We start from the raw sequence: 15,688 nt of genomic DNA on the forward strand, positions 1-15,688 counted from the left end.
TGGGCGATGATGTTCGGGCAGGCACGGTCTCGCTCGGTTCTCATGGGTCTCGACAACCACATGATCACCAGCACCGTGCCTGCTCTGCTGCCCGGTTTCCCTTACCGCACACCGGACATGACGTCACGTCACGCATGAACCCGGCGAACCGGACCAACCTCGACTACGCAATGCCCCTGCCTAGCAGGGGCTGAGGTAGTAGACCCAGTCCCAGGGGGCGTTGCTGTCCTGGCTGTACCCTCCGGGCGAAGTCCAGCCGAGATTGGCGTTGATGTCGTAGAACTTCGCCCGCAGGTGAGATGCCTGGTTGTTCTTCCAAGACCCGTTCCCGCTGAACGGAATGCTGTTCAGCGTGTTGCAGTCGTAGAAGCTCAGGCGGACACCCTCGAAGTTCGGGAGTGCGAACGCGCATACGTAGGTGTACGGGCAGGTGCCGGCGGCGGCGATCCGCGCGCCGTTCTTGTCGGCGAGATCACGGGCGTACTTCTCTCCGGGCAGCGGGATGAGCAGTTCCCCTCCGGCGCGGGTCACGATCTTGTTGATCGCCACCTGGGTGCCGTCTGTCTTGGCCAGGTAGCCGTCGGCTGTGCGCTGAAGTCCTGCTGCCTGGCCGCTGGTCAGCCCCAAAGAGCTCGCCTGCGCCGCGAAGCCCGGGGTGCCATTCCGGTCGGCTGCCGGGGAAGCACCGGCCGCACTCGTTGTGGCCGCCAGGGCGAAGAGCGTCATCATCACTGCGACGACGACCCTCCCCCACGCGATGGATCTGAACGTTCCTTGCTCTGCCACGGAATTACCCCTCTGATCGACGACGTGTTTCGCACTGGCCACAACATTGCTGTGTGCGACCGCCGCCGTCATTGGCAAAGAGCGCAGCCTTCATTCGCGATGCGCGCTGGTACTCACCGGGCGTCACCCCGAAGGTGGTGCGGAACAGGCGGTTGAACGTGGCGGCGTTGACCAGGCCCCACCGCGCGCCGATGTCCTGCACAGGCATCGCGCGCAGCCGGGGGTCGGCGAGGTCCGCGCGGCAGCGTTCGAGCCGCAGGCGGCGGATAGTGGCCGCCACGCTCTCGTCGCGGCCACGGAAGAGATGGTGCAGGAGCCGTACGGAGATGTGGTGCTGCGCGGCGACGGCACGGGGGGTGAGCCGGGTGTCCGACAGGTTGTCCCGGAGGAACCTGTCGACCCGGGCCAGCAGCATCGCGTGCCGCGCCTCCGGCGGCAGGTACTCCTGGGCGTCGAGGTGGTGGGCGAGGAACCCCGTCGTCAGGTCGAGGCTCGTCCCGCCGAGCCGCTCCCGTTCGGTCGCGTCCAGCACGGGCGCCTCGTGGACCACGGAGCCGAGGAACTGGGCCAGCACCCGGCCCGTCCCTGACCTGGTCGGGATGCCGACGGCGAGCAGCCGGTCGATCTTCGCCTCGGGCAGCGGCACCAGCGCGCGCGGCAGGTGCAGGATGATCGCCCGCGAGTCCCCGATGACGGGGCCACTCTCGGCGTGGCCGTTGTACGGGCGCGACGACGTCCACATCGCGAAGTCGCCCGCACGCAGCCGGGTCTCGTTGCGGCCCTGGCCCACCACCATCGCGCCGGCCAGGATCAGCGTCAGCTCGTACGTCTCGGGGTCGGAGCGGCGTATGAGCCCGGCGGTTCGCTCCGACCGGAGCCCGGGGAAGGACATCGTGGTGATCTGGAGCCGCCCCAGGTCCAGCGACCCCGCGCTGCCCGCGAAGTCGGCGGCGTGGTCGCTGGTGATCCGGGTCGGCGCCACCCCCCGGGCGACCACCTCGCGCCACCAGTCGAACCGGTACTCCGCCGGTAACTCCGCCGTGTCGAACTCCGTGAACGCCATAGGAACCCCCGTCTGCCGTGCGCCTACCGTGGATGTGGCACCTCGGTGGCCTTCCCAGCGTCGGCACCGGCTACGACCGGCCAGCAGCCGTCTGCCGCAACATGGCCGGTGGTGGCCCAGGATTGGCTGAGGTGACCTGAGGCACAGGGGAAACCTGGCGGTGCAGGAGCAGCGCGTGAACATACACCACCTAGCAGTGCTACAGGTCAGAGGATCATGCGCTGCCAACTCAGTTGAGACGGGACACCTGCCATTTTGGGGCGACTGGTTGCCAACTACGAAGCGTCAGAACGCTCTGACCAGCGACATCTGGCCCGCTCATTGGCCAACTGTGCTGCGTCGTCACAGTCAGTCACGGACAAATCCTCTCGACAGGGGCAGTAATCGGGAGGAAAGAGACCGCCGTTGGCGAGCGGGTCAGACGACGGTCAAGGGGGTCCTTCCGACGGTGGCCCCGGCTCGTGCGCACATCGGCGTGCGGGCCGGACGCTCACCGTCCCGGCCGGCAGGCCGGAGAATCCGAGGACACCGTGCCCACCAACCCCACCCCCGAGCCCGACCGTGAACCGCACCCCGCCGCCGCCCAGACGCCCGCCGGCGACGTCGACCAGGACCCGCAGGCCCCCTCCACGGCCCCCTCCACGGCCACTTCGCCCGCCAGGCGCGTATCCCCTGGTCAGCCCCGGACAACCCTTCTGGGTCTTCGAAGCAGACCTGGAAGCCAACCCACGCCCGGAAGAAGGAAGTGCTGAAGGCTCTCGGGATCTTCCAGAGGGCTACCGCCGAACACCTGTGGCGGATGCTGCGCCCCGGCGATGCGCACGACCGGATCACGAGGGACACCCTCAACGCCCTCAAGGGCGACGGGAAGGTTCGGGTGGAAACGCGACTGGAGTCGAACCACCAGCTGTGGGTGCTCACCGAGCGAGGGCACAAGGAAGCCAGGCAGCTGCTGCCGGAAACCGTGCGGCTCTCCGCGCTGCGACGACGAGGGAGAGCCGGTCGCCGGCGAGGGCTTCGACGAACACGCCGCCGCCGTCACGATGACCGCCGCGGTCCTCACCGGAGCCGGGTTCGGCACCCCGCTGTCCTGGCAGACCGAGACCGCCCACCGCCTCCCGTACGGCTACACCCAGTACGCCGACCTGACGATGCGCGCCCCGGACGCCAACGTTCCCGTGATGCTCCTGGAGGTCGACCGCGTCACCGAGCCCGTCGACGTCCTGGTGGCCAAGGTGCGCCGCTACACCGAGTGGTTCGAGCTGCTCGCGCCGAAGGCCGACAAGGACAAGGCACACGCGGCCCGCCGTCAGGGTGTGGCGGTGCACGACTTCCGGCTGTGGTCGCGGATCTACCCGGCGACCGGCCGGGAGGGCTACGTGCCGGTGGCGTTCGTGTTCACGGGTAAGACGAAGGCGCAGCGAGCCAGCAGGATGCGGCGACTGGAGCAGGCAGCCCGTCCCTACTTCGCCGGCACCAAGTACGCGGGCGGTGACATCACGGCGGTCGACTACCACCGGGCGGTGCCCGTGGTCGTCACCGAGCTGGAGCGGATCACGGCCGATCCGGCCGGGGCTGCGGGGAGGGTGTGGCGCAGGCTGGGACGGGATGAGGATGAGTGGCAGACGCTGAGCGAGGCCCTGGCCAACCCGGACGGCGACCAGCTGCACGCGGTGCAGTCGAGGGAGTCACACCGGCGGCAGAAGGAGCGGGAGGCCGCGGCCCGGGAGGCGCAGCGGCCGCTGTGTGCCCGGTGCGGGACCGAAGTTCACCGACGAACGCTGGCAGTCGATCCGGCAGTCCAGCTGGCGCGGTGAGGGGGATGAGCTGTGCGAGCCGTGCCTGAGCGAACACTGGGAACAGGTGGAGGCGGAGAAGGCCGCGCGGCGCCAGGCGGAGGAGGCCGCGGCCCGCGAAGTGGCCGAAGCGGAGGCGAAGAAGAACCGCGGCCTGTTCGGCCGCCGCCGGTAGCCGCGGGCAAGCCCAAGGGGAGCCTGGGCAAGCCGTCGGGATCGGAGGCTTGCCCACCCCGGCCGGAGCACGCCGAGCAGGGAGGGATCGGTCGCAGCCCCGCCGCGGAGCCTCTCAGCGAGGCTGCGCTGACCGAGGGCAGGTGACCGGTCACCGGGGGAGTTGCATGGATCGGTCACGTGCGCTGACCTGCGGTTTGACCGATCGCTGAGGAGATCGGTCATGCCTGCCCCGGTGACCGATCTGTCGGGCGGGCAAGCCCAAGGCTCACCTGGGCAAGCCACACCTGGACGGAGGCTTGCCCACCCCGGCCGGGGTGGGCTGAGGTTGGGCAAGCCGGGCCGGACCTCCCGGCCGGGGAAGGCCAAGGAGGATCCGGTGCACGGTTTCGAGAGGGGCCAGACGGTCGTACGACGCGATGTCCACCGGTCGGGCCGGGTGTGGAGCGAGCAGGCGCTGCGGGTTGTCGCCGACACCGGCGAGGCGCTGGTGACCGCCTGCGCGCCCGGCGCACAGGCCCGGTGGCCCGCCCTGTAGGCGAAGGCCCGCACCGAAGGGGACCGGTCGGCGCGTACGGAGGCGTTCGAGGCGCTGGCGTCCGGCTGGTGGGACCTTGCGGCCAGTGTGTGGGAGGAGACCGACCTGCTGCTGTGGAAGCCCCCGGCGGCCTGGTTCAGCATCAACGCCTTCTACGTCCCGGACGTAAACGGGCGCCGGCTGCGGAACTGGTACGTCAACTTCGAGCACCCCACCCGCCGCACCACGGCCGGGTTCGACACCTTCGACCTCACCGTGGACCTGGTGGTCACTCCCGACCTCACCCGGTGGGAGTGGAAGGACGAGGACGAGTACGCGCACGTGCGGCGCCTGGGCATCGTCTCCGACACCGAGCACCAGGCCGTGGACGCCGCCCGCGCCCAGGTCCTCGCGATGCTCGCCGAGCGTTCCGGGGTGTTCGCGCACGCGGAGCGGTGGGCGGCCTAGAGATGGGAGCCGAACTGGCCCACGCCGCGCCTTCCCGGCCCGGGACTGGTGGCCGGGAGGGTTGCACCGGAAGGGGGCTGGACAGGTGCTTGCACGGTTGCCTCCGGCGGGGGACCGGAGGGGTGACCGGGAGTAGGAGCCCGGCAAAACGGACACCCCCCGTTGTCCCTGGTCAGCACCGCTGGGCAAGCCTGTCCGCGCCGACGACACCTCTAATTCGATAGCAATTAGAGGTTCTGGATCTCTGACGGGCCCGGCGGACGCTGTCTGCCAGGGCAGGACGTGTGTGGTCCGGTCGGTGCCGTGGTGACCCCTACGACACCTCCGACCGATCAGGTCTGTGGAAAGACCGGTGGCGCCGTGGTGCCGGCCGGTCCTCGCACGTTCTGCCCCCACGAGCCCGTCGGATTCGGGATCCTCGACGGATGAGCTGCCGTACGGTGACGCGTTTTTCCTCACGAGCTTCGAGCTCTGGACACGGCGTGCGCCCGTGCGGTCCAGCGGTGCCGCGCACGGCTGATGAGGTGGCGGGCCTTGGAGCCCTGGAATTAGTGCGCCGTGCGGCCCCGCGTGCTCGCCTTCGAGAACAGCACGGGAGAAGGGGCGGGATCCATGGACGTGTTCTGCGGGATCGACTGGGCAGAAGGGCACCACGACGTCGCGATCATCGACAACACTGGCAAGCTGCTGGCCAAGTGCCGAATCGACGATGACCTGGACGGCTACCAGCTGCTGCTGGACCTGATGGCCGACCACGGCGACAGCGCCGAGACGCCGATCCCGGTGGCCATCGAGACCAGCCGCGGCCTGCTGGTCGCCACCCTGCGGACTGGGGCCCGGCAGGTCTTCGCGATCAACCCGATGGCGGCCTCCCGCTACCGTGACCGGCACGGCGTCTCCCGCAAGAAGTCCGATCCCGGCGACGCCCTGGTCCTGGCGGACATCATCCGCACGGACATGCCTATGCACCGGCCCCTGCCCGCCGACAGCGACCTGGCCCAGGCCATCGCCGTCCTCGCCCGCGCCCACCAGGACGCCGTCTGGAACCGGCAGCAGATCGCCAACCAGCTCCGCTCTCTCCTGCGCGAGTACTACCCCGCTGCTCTGGAGGCATGGCGCTACAAAGCAGGCGGACTGACCCGGCCGGACGCGCGGAAGATCCTCGCCGCCGCACCCACCCCGGCCATGGCCGCTGAGCTGCCGCTCTGGAAGCTCCGGGTGATGATGCACAACGCGGGCCGCCAACGCGGCATCAACGAGGACGCCGAGCGGATCCACACGCTGTTCCGGCAGCCGACCGCCCGCCAGCTGCCCGCGGTGGAGGAAGCCATGGGCATCCAGGCCAAGGCCCTGCTGGTCCAGCTGAACGCAGTCTGCAAGGCCGTGGACGAGCTCGCCAAGGCGGTAGAGCGGACCTTCCGGAGCCACCCCGACGCGCCGATCATGCTCAGCTTCCCCGGCATCGGCCCCGGGGTCGGAGCACGTCTCCTGGCCGAGATCGGCGACGACCGCACCCGCTTCACCACCGCCGGCGGACTCAAGGCATACGCAGGAGCGGCCTCGATCACCCGGGCCTCGGGCAAACGCAAGTACGTCGGACGGCGCTTCGTGAAGAACAACCGGCTCAACCACGCCGGCTACCTATGGGCCTTCTCCACCCTCACCCACTCGAAGGGCGCCAACGCGCACTACCGGCGACGACGCGAGACAGGAGACTGGCATGCCCAGGCCCTGCGGCACCTGTTCAACCGCATGCTCGGACAGCTCCACCACTGCCTCCAGACCCGCGTCCCCTTCAACGAATCCATCGCGTTCCCACAGCCCGCTGGGACCTGACGGGGCACGTTGGAACTCTGATCACGGTGGCGTGAATCCTCAGGTCAGCGGCGGGCCCGTACGCGCAGGATCCTGCTTGCTTCGTTGCTGATCGAGTCGTCGGCATCCGATACCAACACCGAGGACAGTTCCTCGAGCTGTGCGAGACCTTCCTCGGACTGACAGCAGACGTCATTGATTGCACCATCGAGGTAGTCACTGGTGCCGTCGTCCGCGCTGCTGAGCGCCACCAGGACCATGCGCAAACCGCAGATGTCCCCCCGCTCGAGCAGAGCCTCCGCCGTCTCGCGAGTGACAGCGGTGTCTTGGCCGTCCAGCAGCAGCCGATGCAGTACGTCAGCCACTCCGGCTTCCTCTGCCGAGCCTGCCAGACGCCGACCTGCTGCCGCTCTGACGGACCATGATGCCGAGCGAGCGTCCTGAAGGGCTGAACTCAACTCGTTGTCGATTTCGGAGAGGGTCATGGCCTCCATCCTGGCACGACAGCTCGGACACCTCGGCTCGCCTTCACGATGGCGGCCAGAGCCGCCTCCGGAGGCCCTCATTTCACCCGCTGTCTTGACCTCTTAGCCGCATGAGGTGTCTTACCCTGCGATAGCCAGGGGAAGAGGCTCTACCCCAGTGATGGCAGCCACCGCGTCTGCTGGAAGCAGCCGGCTCACCCTGGAGCCTGACCCGGTAGGACCCTCTGGCCGTGTCCCCGCCCCCTCCATGACTGTCCCGGGGGAGGCTGTCGGGTGCCAGGCTCGAAGCAAGCGGTCAAGGAGGCCATCCCCGAGTGGTTCTCACCCCGCCCTTCGAGCCGATGCTCGCCCAGGCTGCCGAGTACGTCCCCGGTTCCGGCGTCCTGGCGAGCGGCTTCGCGGCCGTCTGATCGAGGCCGAACTCCCGCTGGACCGAGCCCCGCACGAAGCACTCGTCACCGCTGTTCTCGCGTGGACCGACCCGCACCTCGAACCCCGCGACTACGAGCAGATCGCCCTCCAGCTCACCGGCCACGCCCGCGCCGTGGCCTCCGACGTCCGGCGCTACGCCGCCGCCCTGCCCAAGCACGACGGACGCGGCGCCCTCGCCGAAGTCGTCCTCCGCGAAGCGGACGGCTGCCTGTCCGTACCGCTCAAGGGCACCGCCCAGTGCGCCCAGAACCGCGCCCGGATCGTACGGTCCCTCTACACCCGGCTGGACCGCCTCACCGAACCCGCCCCGGCCACCACGTAGCCCGGGGCGCCGCTCACGCCGTGTCGGCGGTGTAGTTGAGGAAGTCGGCGACAACGGGTACGCCGCGGCGCCGTCCGAGTTTCTGCCTCAGATCGTGCAGGGTGCTGGTGCCGCGCGCGGAGGTGACGCCTCCCATGCGGGCGACGGCGGTGTGGGCGGTGTCGACGGCAGCGTCGATGTCGCCGAGGGCGAGATGGGCTTCGGCGAGGCGCGCGAGGTAGATGGCGTGCCCGCGCGGGAAGGCGTCGCCGTCGTATGCCTCGCCTCCGCTGTGGTGCGCGGTGGAGGCATCCTGGAAGTGCTTGAGGGCCTGGCGGGGATTGCCGAGGTTGAGGGCGGAGCTGCCCAGGAGCTGGTGGGTTTCGCCGAGGTTGAACCAGTAGACGCAGGCGGGGTCCGCTTCCATCGGGCCTGCATGCGAGTAGGCGTCCAGGGCGGCATTGGCGGCCCGGTCGGCGGCGCGGGCGTCGCCGGCGTGCGCATGGGCCCGGCAGGCACGGGCGTGGAGCATGGCGGTCATGCGCGCGGAGCCAATGCGCGGGGCTTGGGCCAGTGCTGCGCCGATGAGGTCGATCGCGCCGCGCGGGTTGCCGGTGGAGTACTGCTGGATGGCCCAGAAAGCGAGCGTGTTGGCGCCGACGACCGGGTCGTCGGCGCTCGCGGCGGCCCGCATGGCAGTGACGTAGTGACGTTCAGCGGCGGCGATCTGTCCGCTGTCATACGCCGTCCAGCCGGCTGACCGGGAGGCTTCGGCCGCGGCCCCGAATAGGCGCCGCCCGACACGCTCGCTGTAGGTGGAGTCCTTGAGCGCGCTGAGGATGAGGCGAAGTTCGGTGCGGGCGGCGTCGTAGACCTCCCCGGACCCCAACTCGTCGTCCAGATGACGCAGGTCTTCCAGGCGGCGCTCGAAGCGGTCGGGGGTGCTGTCGTCGATGCGTCGGCCGCCGGTGGACGCGGCGCCCGCGGGGGCGGCCCCTGACCACTGGGCGACGGTGCTGGTGAGGGTGACGGATGTGGTGATCAGGAACTTCCTGCGGTCCACCGGACCTCCTGCGGTCTCCAGTGCGTGCACGGTCGCCGTGGTGGTCCACGGGGCGGTGAGGATGGGGTGGTCGTCGGGCACGGTGAGTAGGAGCCAGCCCGGCCAGCCGTGGGCGAGGACTGTTTCGGGAGGGATCTTTTCCAGTGCGGCCATGGCGAACTGGGTGCGCAGGGTGGGCGCGTTCTCGCCGCTGACCCACCGCGACGCCTTCTCCTTGCGGTGTCCCATCTGCCCGTACCCCATGCGCCGGTGCTGCTCGGCCACTCGGAACAGGTACGCCTCGTTACTCATCCCGCGCCGGGACAGCAGGTAGGCGAGCGGGTGCTGTTCGGCGCTGGTGTCCACGGTCACGGCGGCTTTCCCTTCGCGAGCACACGGACCACCAGTGTTCCGGCTGCGCAGGGGAGGGGGAAGGGCGCCGGGCTCGGTCCGCAACCCACCGCAACGGGCGGCAACCGGCCGCAACGCGCGCGCTCTGGGAGCGGGGCGGCGGGTGCGGTGTGGTGGCCCCGGCGGCCCGTTCGGGTCGCCACAGCACCGAGGTGTCGGGAGAGACGTATGGGGACGATGACGTTCGCCGCGACGGCGGCCACCGAGGAGATCAGCAGTCCGGGGCCGGAACTGCTCGGGCAGGTGGCGAGGCTGGCTGACCTGGACGAGACGCTGGTGGAGCGGATGCGGGCGGAGGCGCTGGCGGCGCCGACGCGCGGGAAGGTCGCCTACGGGGAGTATCAGTCCGGCGGCTGGTGGACGGCCTCGCTGATGAACCACTCCACCGACGGGGACCCTCACGACGTCGTGATTGGCGACGGCCGGCCCCGCCCGACCGCCCTCCTGGATCGCATGCCCGTCACCCAGGACTTCCTGGCGGGGCTCGGCCTGGACTACATGTACGTACGCCTCGCCCGGCTGGAGCCGCACTCTTACCTGTGGGAGCACCGCGACTACGCGGAGCTGAACGAGCGCGGCCGCCACCGCCTGCACATCCCCCTGGTCACCAACCCTTCGGCGGTCCTCGTGACTGCCGGGGCCCGGGTGCACATGGCGGCCGGCTCTCTGTGGCGGCTGACGCCTTCCCGCGCCCACGGGGTCCGCAACGCCACCGGACCCGACCGGCTGCACCTGATCGCCGACGTCTACACCGACGACGCTTACCGCGAGCTCGCCGCCCGGCCGCATCTGCGCGCCGGGGACGCTGTCCGGCTGCCGGTCCTGACGGCTGCCGACCGTGACCGGCTGATGGAGCGGGCCACGGAGCTGGTTTCGCTGGGGTTCGTCTCCTCGGCCGAGCAGGTCTTGCTGCGGGCGTACTACGCCTACGCGCTTCCCGAGGGCGGGGCGTACGACCTGATCGCCGACCTGCACACGAACCGCGGGGCGGACACGGAGGCCGCCCGGTGGGCGCAGGCCAAGAGGCACCTGCTCGCCCGCTGACTCCCGCTCGTCTCTTCTTCGCAGGAAGGAACGTCGTATGACCACGACAACACCTCCAGCGCCGCTGTCGCCCCTGGAGGAACTGGCTTACGCCCACCGGCCCCCGCAGCTGATGGTGCTCGCCGATCTGGTGCAGTCGCTGTCCGGCATCCCGGCGGTGACGCAGCTGCTCGTGCGGGGCTCCCTGGCGACCGGAACGGCGGACCGGCTGTCCGACGTGGACCTGGTCGTCGCCGTACGGGACGCACGGCTCCCGTCGCTGATGACCAGTCTGGATGCGGTGATGTCAACCGAGTTCGGCACGCTGCTGCCCGGCTGGCGCGACACCATCGTCGGCGACCTGGGTGGCGCGGGCTTCGTCTACCTGCTGCCGCACGACGGGCACCTGCTCCAGCTCGACCTCTACCTCTGCCCGGACAGCGCAGTCGACGCGCTGCGCCGCCGAATCGGCCCACGCCTGCTCTGGCAGGAGACCCCCGCCGACACCGCCCCGCAGGACGCGGGGGCCCGGGCGGAGACGGCGGCGGAGCTCGCCCGTACGGCGGCCGCGCCGGCGGACTGCTCGACGCTGCTGGTGCAGGCGATGGTCCTGCACGCGATGCTCCGCAAACGCGTCCTGCGCGGGCAGGAGTACATCGCCTACGGGCTCCTGCACCAGCTGCACGCCACGTGCCGGGACGTGATCCGCACCGCCTTGGTCCCGCACTCCCGCCACCACGGGTGGTACCACCTGCCCGACGAGGTGGGCCGTACAACGATCGGCCGGGAATGCCTGGCGGAGCTGACCGACGCGCTGAGCGGCCCGCCGGTGCCCACCGTCGCCCAGGCGGACCAGACGCTGGAACGCATCGTGCGCCTGACTGGGCGGATCGCCCCGCACGCGGTGACCGCACTGTCTGACGAGATCACCGCCTACCGCGCCTACCAGAGCCAGGAGGTACAGACATGACACGCACTGTGGCGCTGTTCGCCGGCGTCGTCGCCCGCTCCGGGGAGAACGCCCTCGCCCTGGCCGCCGGGGACGCCCTGGGCGCAGCCGGATACGGGCTGCGGCACGGCGGCTACAACGGCCTGATGGAAGCCGCTGCCCAAGGCGCCGCCCGCCACGGGGTGCCGGTCACCGCGATCACGCTGGCCGACCGCCCGGAATGGGGGCCGTTCAACCGTCACGTCACCGACGTCGTGTACGCGCCGACGATGGGTGAGCGGCTGCACGCCTACCTCAACGACGTGGACCTGGTCATGGTCATGGGCGGCGGGGTCGGCACCCTGCACGAGGCGGCCACCGCCCTGTACTACGCGACGACGATCCGCCCCGTCCCCGTGCGACTGCTGGGCCCGGCCGCTCGGCGCCTCGGTGCGTTCCTCCGCGCGGAGCAGTGGCTGGTAGAGGGCCCGACCCGGCCGCTGGAGTTCCTCGCCGACCTCCCCGACGTCGCCGCACTGGAGAAGGACCTGGCCCACCTCGCCTCCGCGAGCCCGCGATGACGACCTCGATGCCCACCGTCCTCGCGGAGCGGATCGCGGCGGCGTTTCGGCCCGGCCCCTACCAGCTCCCCGACGGGCGCACCCTCAACTCCTACTTCGACCCCTACCGGCTGACCGCCGACCCGCTGCTGCTCCGGGAGACCGCAGCCGCGCTCGCCGCGCTGCTGCCCCCTGACACCGAGGTGGTGGCCGGGCCGGCGCTCGCGGCGATCCCGCTCGTGACCGCAGTGTCCCTGTACACCGGCCTGTCCGCCGCCTACGTACGGGCCGCACCCAAGGAGCACGGCACGTGGCGGCAGATCGAGGGCGCAGACCTGGACGGCCGCCGCACCGTCCTGGTCGACGACACCGCCCGCAGCGGGACGAGCCTGCTGCGCGGCGCCCATCTGCTGCGGATCGCGGGCGCCCGGGTCACCGCCGCAGCGTGCGTCCTGGACCGCGACGCGGGAGCCGCCGCCCTGCTCACCGAGCACCGGATGACCCTGTCCGCCCTGCTCACCGACCCTGGAGGCATCCAGTGACGCGGCAGGCCGCACTATTCGACCTCGACGGCGTCCTCCTCGACAGCGGCCCGGCCGTACGCACCGCCCTCGCGGCGGTCACGACCTGCGCGACCGGCCGCCGCACCACCACCGCGGACCTCCCGACCGACGCCCTGCGCCGCCCCCGAGCCGACATCCTGGCCCTCCTTGGTGTCACCGACCCGGACGCCGCCTGCACCCGCTGGTGGGACGGCGCGCTCGCCGCCGCGCTGCCCGCCACGTTCCCCGGCGTACTCACCGGGCTGCTCGCCCTACGCACCGTCAACGTCGCCCTCGGGGTCGTCACCCTCCAGGACCGCGACCGCCTGTCCTGGTTCCTGCCACCCGCCCTCACCGACCTGCTGGACGTGGTGATCACCCGGCAAGACGCACCGGCGAAGCCGGCCCCCGACGGCCTGCACGCAGCCCTGACCCGGATCGACGTGCGGCCCGAGCAGGCGGTATTCGTCGGGGACAGTCCTGGAGACATGACCGCCGCCCGCGCCGCCGGTGTCCTCGCTCTGGGCGCCACCTGGGGCTGGCACCCGCCCGCCGCACTCCACTCGGCGGGAGCCCGCCACCTCCTGCCCGATCCCACCTGCATCGGACCGTCCCTCCTGCACCACCTGACCCCAATCCCCACGACCTGACCCACCCGCCCCGCTACAGTGGAAGGGCACCCAAACGGGTGCCCTTCCCGACTTCCGAAGGACTCAAGGCATGCGTGTGATGCGGCGACAGGCGCCAAGCGCCAGCCGGGACCACTGAGGCAGCACCTCACCGGTCCGGGCTGGCGCTCACCCCCGCGCCCTGCCCGCCACCACCTGAGAGTCGCCTCCATGTCTTCGCTTCCCCCCGTCGGCCGTCTGCGATGGACTGACGTCCCTGCCCCGCTGCGGGCCCGCCTAGAAGCCTGCTTCGACGCCCCCGTCACCAACGCCGTCACCCCGGCGGGCGGCTTCGGCCACCAGCTGGCCGCCGCCCTGACCCTCGCCGACGGACGACGCTTCTTCGTCAAAGCCGCCCCCACCGAGGACCCCCTCACGGTCGCCAACCTCCACGAAAGCGTCGTCCTCAGCTCCCTTCCCCCGGGAGCACCAGCCCCTGACCTGGTGGGCGTCCACCACACGGCCGACTGGACCGCTGTCGTCATCGCCCACCTCGACGGCCCGCATCCCGACCTGTCCCCGGACTCATCCGACCCCGGACAGCTCTGGGCCCTGCTGGACAAGCTCACCTCCAGCGCCGCCCCGCCGCCCTACACCGCGGCGGTCGCCGCCACGCCCTCCGGCGCGGCCAGCCTCCACGGCTGGGACGTCCTGCTCGCGAACCCGCCCGGCGACCTGGAACCCGACGTACGGCACCGGCTGCACGAACTCGCCGAACTCGAGGCCGCCTGGCCCGGCCTGGCCCACGGCGACCGGATCGTTCACGGCGACCTGCGCGCCGACAACATGGTCCGCGACCTCCACCTCGGCGTGACCTTCGTGGACTGGGCCCATGCCACCACCGGACCCGCCTGCATCGACGCCGTCTCCCTCGCCCCCCAGCTCGTCCTCGCCGGACACACCCCACAGGACGTCGCCCGTCTGCTGGACGAACACCCCGCTTCCGCGACAGAGCCCCTGGCCTCTACCGCGTTCCTCGCCGCCCTCACCGGACACTGGCACCGAAACGCCCGACTACCATCACCCCCCGGCGCCCCCGGCCTGCGCGCCTACCAACAGCGCGCGGCCGCTGCCGGCCTTACGCTCCTTGGCCCCCGGCTGCGCTGAACAGCGAGACTGCGGCTACCCCACACGCGGCCGGACCGCCTCACCGAACCCGTTCCGGCCGCCACGTAGCCCGCTGGGGGACCAGGCCCACGGACTCCGAAGGGTAGCCCCGGGACGGACATGCCAGGGCCCCGGGGGACCAGTGACTCGGGCACTGGGAAGTCCCACCTGCTGATCGGGGTCGGTACGGCGATCGCCGAGGCCGGCTTGTCCGTCCGCTACACCAGCACTTCCGCGCTGGTGAACGAGCTGGCCGAGGCGGAGGCAGGCCGCCGCCTGTCTTCGGTGATCGCCCGCTACAGCAAGGTCGACCTGCTCTGCCTGGACGAGTTCGGGTATCTGAACCTGGACAAGAAGGGCGCCAAGCTCCTGTTCCAGATTTTCACCGAGCGCGAGGAATGCAAGGCGACCGCCGTGGCTACAAACTCCCCGTTCGCCAAAGCGCACATGTTCCGGCGAACCCGTGCGAGGTGGTGCCTGAACAGCACGGGTTCAAAACAGATAGGCAGGTCGCCAGGTCGGACGTAGTCTGCGGCTGTGACGGTGAGATATGTGTTGGACGGCAGCCAGGTCAGAACGCTCGAGGACTTCTGGCGTGTCGCCGGCGAGAGCATCGGCTGCGGCGGCTACTTCGGCCGGAACCTCGATGCCTTCGCTGACTGCCTCCGCGGCGGCTTTGGGACGCCAGACGACGGCGACTTCATGATCGAGTGGCGCGATCACGAGGCCTCGCGCCGGAACCTCGGACACCCGGAGACTGCTCGTCAGCTTGAGATGTGGCTCGCGCGATGTCACCCGACGAACAAGGCCCGTATGAGCGCCCGGCTGGAAGAAGCACGTGCTGGACGTGGCCCGACCGCCTTCGACTGGCTGGTCGAGATCATTGAAGAGGAGCTTCCGGGGGGCCTGCGGCTGCGCTGACCAAGCGCACTTGTCACGAACCGGGCAGACGGCCCTGGCCGGGGCTAATTCATAGTCTGGTTGGTGATGTCCCGTTGCAGGTCAGGGGCAGTTCGAGTAGGTCGAGCGGGCGAACGAAGGGTGTGTAGGAGACCTCTCGGAGTCCGGCGGCGATGTTGTGGTGGCCGACGTCGCGGAGGGTGTTGATCGCGAGGTTTCGGAGGGTGGCCATGTTCTCTGGTCCGTGTCCGGTGCGGATCTTTGAAGCGTCCTGCGCGAACGTTGTGTCCCTGACGTGGTGGACGGCCTCGATGCCCCACTGCGCTCTGGCGATACGGCCGATGAGCTGTGGTGATGCCTCGTGTGCGGTCATGTCGGTGATGGCGTGGATGGTCTGCCGGGTGACCTTGCCGGTCTTCAGATCGGTGCGGTGCCGCAGGATCTTCACCGCCTGGACGACGTGGGGGAAGTCCAGGCCGAGACCGGTGACGGTAAGCGTGCGTATCGAGCGGGTCTCGTGTCGGCCGTGACCGGCCTCGCGGTCGTAGCGGCGGGCGGTCACCTCCTTCCAGGGGAGGGATCTGACCGCAGCGTGGAGTCTCGGCTGATTGCCCTTGACCACCAGGAGGTAGTGCGCGTTCTTGGCTTCGACCAGCCATTTCGCGTGCTC

18 protein-coding genes are annotated in these 15,688 nt (G+C 70.3%); 13 read left to right on the plus strand and 5 right to left on the minus strand.

Annotated features, from left to right (window positions below):
- Positions 1 to 180 precede the first annotated feature (180 nt).
- Both ACFWB8_RS34605 and ACFWB8_RS34610 read right to left on the minus strand, forming a co-directional pair.
- Entirely contained in the window at positions 181 to 786 is a 606-nt protein-coding gene (locus tag ACFWB8_RS34605; RefSeq protein WP_385236487.1) for a hypothetical protein, read from the minus strand.
- 4 nt (positions 787 to 790) lie between these two features.
- Positions 791 to 1,849, minus strand: coding sequence for a helix-turn-helix domain-containing protein (locus ACFWB8_RS34610; RefSeq protein WP_385236490.1), 1,059 nt, complete (start codon positions 1,847 to 1,849; stop codon positions 791 to 793).
- 1,043 nt (positions 1,850 to 2,892) lie between these two features.
- Here ACFWB8_RS34610 and ACFWB8_RS34615 point away from each other — a divergent pair.
- The 4 genes from ACFWB8_RS34615 to ACFWB8_RS34630 all read left to right on the plus strand — a co-directional run bounded on the left by ACFWB8_RS34615 (position 2,893) and on the right by ACFWB8_RS34630 (position 6,640).
- Positions 2,893 to 3,666, plus strand: a complete 774-nt coding sequence (locus tag ACFWB8_RS34615) for a replication-relaxation family protein (RefSeq protein ID WP_385236493.1) — start codon at positions 2,893 to 2,895, stop codon at positions 3,664 to 3,666.
- Positions 3,667 to 4,198: 532 nt separating this feature from the next.
- Positions 4,199 to 4,357, plus strand: coding sequence for a hypothetical protein (locus tag ACFWB8_RS34620; RefSeq protein ID WP_385236495.1), 159 nt, complete (start codon positions 4,199 to 4,201; stop codon positions 4,355 to 4,357).
- A gap of 87 nt (positions 4,358 to 4,444) precedes the next feature.
- Positions 4,445 to 4,804 carry a DUF402 domain-containing protein gene (locus ACFWB8_RS34625; protein WP_385236498.1) on the plus strand — a complete coding sequence of 120 codons (360 nt, stop codon included), beginning with the start codon at positions 4,445 to 4,447 and terminating at the stop codon, positions 4,802 to 4,804.
- Positions 4,805 to 5,416: 612 nt separating this feature from the next.
- Entirely contained in the window at positions 5,417 to 6,640 is a 1,224-nt protein-coding gene (locus ACFWB8_RS34630) for an IS110 family transposase (protein WP_385236501.1), read from the plus strand.
- Positions 6,641 to 6,684: 44 nt separating this feature from the next.
- Here the strand turns inward: ACFWB8_RS34630 and ACFWB8_RS34635 are convergent, their stop codons facing one another.
- Positions 6,685 to 7,104, minus strand: a complete 420-nt coding sequence (locus ACFWB8_RS34635; RefSeq protein ID WP_385157673.1) for a hypothetical protein — start codon at positions 7,102 to 7,104, stop codon at positions 6,685 to 6,687.
- 406 nt (positions 7,105 to 7,510) lie between these two features.
- Between ACFWB8_RS34635 and ACFWB8_RS34640 the strand changes: the two genes are divergently transcribed.
- A complete protein-coding gene (locus ACFWB8_RS34640; RefSeq protein WP_385236533.1) occupies positions 7,511 to 7,858 on the plus strand; it encodes a restriction endonuclease in 348 nt (115 codons plus the stop codon).
- Between the two features lie 13 nt (positions 7,859 to 7,871).
- Here the strand turns inward: ACFWB8_RS34640 and ACFWB8_RS34645 are convergent, their stop codons facing one another.
- Positions 7,872 to 9,251 carry a transcriptional regulator gene (locus tag ACFWB8_RS34645; protein ID WP_385236504.1) on the minus strand — a complete coding sequence of 460 codons (1,380 nt, stop codon included), beginning with the start codon at positions 9,249 to 9,251 and terminating at the stop codon, positions 7,872 to 7,874.
- 207 nt (positions 9,252 to 9,458) lie between these two features.
- Between ACFWB8_RS34645 and ACFWB8_RS34650 the strand changes: the two genes are divergently transcribed.
- From ACFWB8_RS34650 to ACFWB8_RS34685, 8 genes are all read left to right on the plus strand, one after another.
- Complete coding sequence (locus tag ACFWB8_RS34650) at positions 9,459 to 10,334, plus strand: aspartyl/asparaginyl beta-hydroxylase domain-containing protein (RefSeq protein WP_385236507.1); 876 nt, start codon at positions 9,459 to 9,461, stop codon at positions 10,332 to 10,334.
- A 37-nt stretch (positions 10,335 to 10,371) separates the two neighbouring features.
- Positions 10,372 to 11,283 carry a nucleotidyltransferase domain-containing protein gene (locus tag ACFWB8_RS34655; protein ID WP_385236510.1) on the plus strand — a complete coding sequence of 304 codons (912 nt, stop codon included), beginning with the start codon at positions 10,372 to 10,374 and terminating at the stop codon, positions 11,281 to 11,283.
- Positions 11,280 to 11,822, plus strand: a complete 543-nt coding sequence (locus ACFWB8_RS34660) for an LOG family protein (protein WP_385236513.1) — start codon at positions 11,280 to 11,282, stop codon at positions 11,820 to 11,822. The genes ACFWB8_RS34655 and ACFWB8_RS34660 overlap by 4 nt, the downstream gene beginning before the upstream one ends.
- Complete coding sequence (locus ACFWB8_RS34665) at positions 11,819 to 12,343, plus strand: orotate phosphoribosyltransferase (protein WP_385236516.1); 525 nt, start codon at positions 11,819 to 11,821, stop codon at positions 12,341 to 12,343. The genes ACFWB8_RS34660 and ACFWB8_RS34665 overlap by 4 nt, the downstream gene beginning before the upstream one ends.
- Positions 12,340 to 12,993, plus strand: a complete 654-nt coding sequence (locus ACFWB8_RS34670; RefSeq protein ID WP_385236518.1) for an HAD family hydrolase — start codon at positions 12,340 to 12,342, stop codon at positions 12,991 to 12,993. The genes ACFWB8_RS34665 and ACFWB8_RS34670 overlap by 4 nt, the downstream gene beginning before the upstream one ends.
- Before the next feature lie 189 nt (positions 12,994 to 13,182).
- On the plus strand, positions 13,183 to 14,118 hold the full coding sequence (locus tag ACFWB8_RS34675; protein WP_385236521.1) for a phosphotransferase family protein: 936 nt from the start codon (positions 13,183 to 13,185) through the stop codon (positions 14,116 to 14,118).
- 120 nt (positions 14,119 to 14,238) lie between these two features.
- Positions 14,239 to 14,646 carry an ATP-binding protein gene (locus ACFWB8_RS34680; protein WP_385236524.1) on the plus strand — a complete coding sequence of 136 codons (408 nt, stop codon included), beginning with the start codon at positions 14,239 to 14,241 and terminating at the stop codon, positions 14,644 to 14,646.
- Between the two features lie 9 nt (positions 14,647 to 14,655).
- Positions 14,656 to 15,039 carry a barstar family protein gene (locus tag ACFWB8_RS34685; RefSeq protein WP_385236527.1) on the plus strand — a complete coding sequence of 128 codons (384 nt, stop codon included), beginning with the start codon at positions 14,656 to 14,658 and terminating at the stop codon, positions 15,037 to 15,039.
- A 49-nt stretch (positions 15,040 to 15,088) separates the two neighbouring features.
- On the opposite strand, the gene ACFWB8_RS34690 is transcribed toward ACFWB8_RS34685, so the two are convergent.
- Positions 15,089 to 15,688: ISAs1 family transposase (locus ACFWB8_RS34690; protein ID WP_385236530.1), on the minus strand; the 600-nt coding region annotated here is incomplete at its 5' end.

This window comes from Streptomyces sp. NPDC060031, from assembly GCF_042736805.1.
Classification (GTDB): Bacteria; Actinomycetota; Actinomycetes; order Streptomycetales; family Streptomycetaceae; genus Streptomyces.

Coding starts and splice junctions, on each gene's coding strand:
- ACFWB8_RS34630 (WP_385236501.1), top strand. CDS start 5,417: ATGGACGTGTTCTGCGGGATCGACTGGGCAGAAGGGCACCACGACGTC.
- ACFWB8_RS34675 (WP_385236521.1), top strand. CDS start 13,183: ATGTCTTCGCTTCCCCCCGTCGGCCGTCTGCGATGGACTGACGTCCCT.
- ACFWB8_RS34615 (WP_385236493.1), top strand. CDS start 2,893: ATGACCGCCGCGGTCCTCACCGGAGCCGGGTTCGGCACCCCGCTGTCC.
- ACFWB8_RS34635 (WP_385157673.1), bottom strand. CDS start 7,104: ATGACCCTCTCCGAAATCGACAACGAGTTGAGTTCAGCCCTTCAGGAC.
- ACFWB8_RS34650 (WP_385236507.1), top strand. CDS start 9,459: ATGGGGACGATGACGTTCGCCGCGACGGCGGCCACCGAGGAGATCAGC.
- ACFWB8_RS34610 (WP_385236490.1), bottom strand. CDS start 1,849: ATGGCGTTCACGGAGTTCGACACGGCGGAGTTACCGGCGGAGTACCGG.
- ACFWB8_RS34680 (WP_385236524.1), top strand. CDS start 14,239: ATGCCAGGGCCCCGGGGGACCAGTGACTCGGGCACTGGGAAGTCCCAC.
- ACFWB8_RS34655 (WP_385236510.1), top strand. CDS start 10,372: ATGACCACGACAACACCTCCAGCGCCGCTGTCGCCCCTGGAGGAACTG.
- ACFWB8_RS34660 (WP_385236513.1), top strand. CDS start 11,280: ATGACACGCACTGTGGCGCTGTTCGCCGGCGTCGTCGCCCGCTCCGGG.
- ACFWB8_RS34665 (WP_385236516.1), top strand. CDS start 11,819: ATGACGACCTCGATGCCCACCGTCCTCGCGGAGCGGATCGCGGCGGCG.